We start from the raw sequence: 2,335 nt of genomic DNA, 5'->3' as shown, positions 1-2,335 counted from the left end.
TACCATTTAACTGTAATAATCGAATTATAAAGGCAACTTTTGTTCAATATCCCCAAGCGGGAAAGGGCAATAAATATCTAACAACGAAAGATAGCATCTAACGATGCTCCTTTCTAACCATTAATAACAATAGTGCGAAACATGAAAATTATAAAAATAATATTGTATTACTTACTATTGGCAAGTACGCTTTATGCAGGTGTAGGTATTATAAGTCCCTTATACGGAACAGGGTGGCATTTTTCGCTTGCATCTATGTATTGGGCTGTCTTTTCAGTGCTATTTATCGGAAGCGATTTGTGGCTACATCATAAAATATCACGCCTAATCGCTTTATCTATATTGGCACTTGCCTACCTAATGAGTTTTGAATATTATTTGTTTTGTGATGAATATAGATTAGTGGTTCATCAAGGTTCAAGCGAAAAGATTTTTTTAGCAGACATAGGCAAATTTCATAAGTATTGGTTTTATCAAGGTTTGCTGGTTGCCTATCTGCTCTTGGCAATTGGAGTTTCGCATCTATTGAGAAGAAAAAAGTTATTAACAAACCGGGATAACGCTTGACAGCGTTCCCCGCTTAGCCATTACCAACAAATAGCGTACATAATATGAATGATGTAACAAAAGTAAGAATAGTATATGAATGTAGCATAATAGGCATTGTTTTGCTGACATTCTTAAAAGGTATGTTCCCTTACATGGGAGCATGGTGGCGAGTAGCCCTTATTGCTTCACTTGTAGGACTTTGGTTTTCATTGTCTTACCTGAAACGGCATAATTATAAATGGGGGTTCAATTACATAGGAAACCATTTATATATTAACCTCTTATTGAAAGTACAGAAGTGGTTTCAGAACGCTACAATCATAGCCTTATTGATACCTGTATTCTTAAAAGACCTCTTGTATAATCAATATTGCTTAGTAGCATATATATTGCTTGTAGGCATGTTCTTAGGCGTGAAGCTGGCTACTTACACAGTAGAGTACGCTATATACAAAAGTAAATTCATTGGTAACAAGGAAAGATAACCCCTGAACGGTGTTCCTTTCCAAACCATTAGCTGTAATTATATGACATGAAAATCTATGAGAATAAAATATTGAGAATACTTGGATTTATTTTTATTTGGATTTATGTATTCGGTGTGGGCATTTGCTTTGCTGCAAAATGGTATGCTATTGGAATATCGGGAGCTATCTTATTGGTTGTTTGGTTGAATTCCGGACTTATTGGTGATACTATTTATAAATATAGAGTAAAACAGGCTACAAAACAAATAAAAAGGCATGGAATACAATTATTTGTTGATTTAAACCAATGTGAAGTCACTACACAGAAATGGAATACCAAGAAATCAAGGATGCAAGAGCCTATCTTTCGGATATTCCATACATGGGAAATCCAATTTTGGAATGGTGTCAGTGGCTATTTATTCCCTGACATTTATCATAGTGAACAAATTGTGTCCACTACAATATGCACCGTAACGTACACAACCAAATACAATGGAAAGACAAAAACATTTCGCAGTGATGCAATCTTGAAGGAAAAAGTTTCATTGGAAATGCTATTGCAACACTATGGAATGACAACGATTTACATAAATCCGAAGAATGACAATCAATATTATTTTGATTTGGATTTTCTAAAATAGATACAGCTAACAACGCAGGATAACGGCAAGCCGTTCCCTGCTGAACCATTATCTATAACAAAAGCAATAAGAATGGAAAATTTAGAACAATATTGGGAGCAATCCTTTTCTCCTATTGGACGTAAGTTTACAGAAATTCGTCCCGATTATCAAGATATGGGGGAAACAGACAGTATGGTCGCCGCATTATATTGGCTGGAACTTGAAATGTATAATGGTGGATTTCTTCAATTCTTCTGTAATTGGGGCTATGATGCTTATTTGCTTGCAATCAAAGGACTGGGAGCAATTAACGCAACATATACAGAACAACTTCTTATACAGGCATACAGCATCATCCAAAGATTGGAAAATGACAGCCAATTACAAGAGCTACGGGATATTCCCAAGCATTTGACAGAGAACGAAATCACCAAGTTGAATAAAATAGACGAGGAATATTGGGAAGATAAGGAAAATATTATGCGGCTTATGCTTCTAAAATTCCATTCTGATTCAGTTGAAAATATAGATAACGAAGCGTGATAACGCTTACAGCGTTCCCCGCTTAGCCATTAATAATAGATAATTATAACGTTCAAAAAACATATATAAAGGCGCAATTATGGATGATGTAACAAAAAAAACGATTGAAGAACTCGTTCTAAATTTTATTTCAGAAATGAATGAATGGGA

The 2,335-nt window shown here is 34.9% G+C and carries 4 protein-coding genes; all 4 read left to right on the top strand.

Annotated elements, in window-relative coordinates; translation table 11 throughout:
• The first annotated feature begins 141 nt into the window (after positions 1-141).
• Entirely contained in the window at positions 142-567 is a 426-nt protein-coding gene (locus tag NBH01_RS26460) for a hypothetical protein (RefSeq protein ID WP_117874107.1), read from the top strand.
• Positions 568-611: 44 nt separating this feature from the next.
• Positions 612-1,034, top strand: coding sequence for a hypothetical protein (locus tag NBH01_RS26455; protein ID WP_117830284.1), 423 nt, complete (start codon positions 612-614; stop codon positions 1,032-1,034).
• A gap of 47 nt (positions 1,035-1,081) precedes the next feature.
• Positions 1,082-1,660, top strand: a complete 579-nt coding sequence (locus NBH01_RS26450) for a hypothetical protein (protein WP_007754578.1) — start codon at positions 1,082-1,084, stop codon at positions 1,658-1,660.
• 72 nt (positions 1,661-1,732) lie between these two features.
• Positions 1,733-2,185 (top strand): DMP19 family protein, encoded by a 453-nt coding sequence (locus NBH01_RS26445; protein WP_115485216.1) that lies wholly within the window; start codon positions 1,733-1,735, stop codon positions 2,183-2,185.
• Positions 2,186-2,335 lie beyond the last annotated feature (150 nt).

The sequence above is a fragment of the Bacteroides sp. B1-V-101 genome, assembly GCF_023656585.1.
In the GTDB taxonomy this organism is placed as follows: Bacteria; Bacteroidota; Bacteroidia; order Bacteroidales; family Bacteroidaceae; genus Bacteroides; species Bacteroides thetaiotaomicron.
The sequence above is the reverse complement of the archived record's forward strand: the minus strand, read 5'-3'. Positions and strand labels throughout refer to the sequence as shown.

Excerpts from the sequence above, each read along its gene's own strand:
- NBH01_RS26445 (WP_115485216.1), top strand. The coding sequence starts at position 1,733 with ATGGAAAATTTAGAACAATATTGGGAGCAATCCTTTTCTCCTATTGGA.
- NBH01_RS26460 (WP_117874107.1), top strand. The coding sequence starts at position 142 with ATGAAAATTATAAAAATAATATTGTATTACTTACTATTGGCAAGTACG.
- NBH01_RS26455 (WP_117830284.1), top strand. The coding sequence starts at position 612 with ATGAATGATGTAACAAAAGTAAGAATAGTATATGAATGTAGCATAATA.
- NBH01_RS26450 (WP_007754578.1), top strand. The coding sequence starts at position 1,082 with ATGAAAATCTATGAGAATAAAATATTGAGAATACTTGGATTTATTTTT.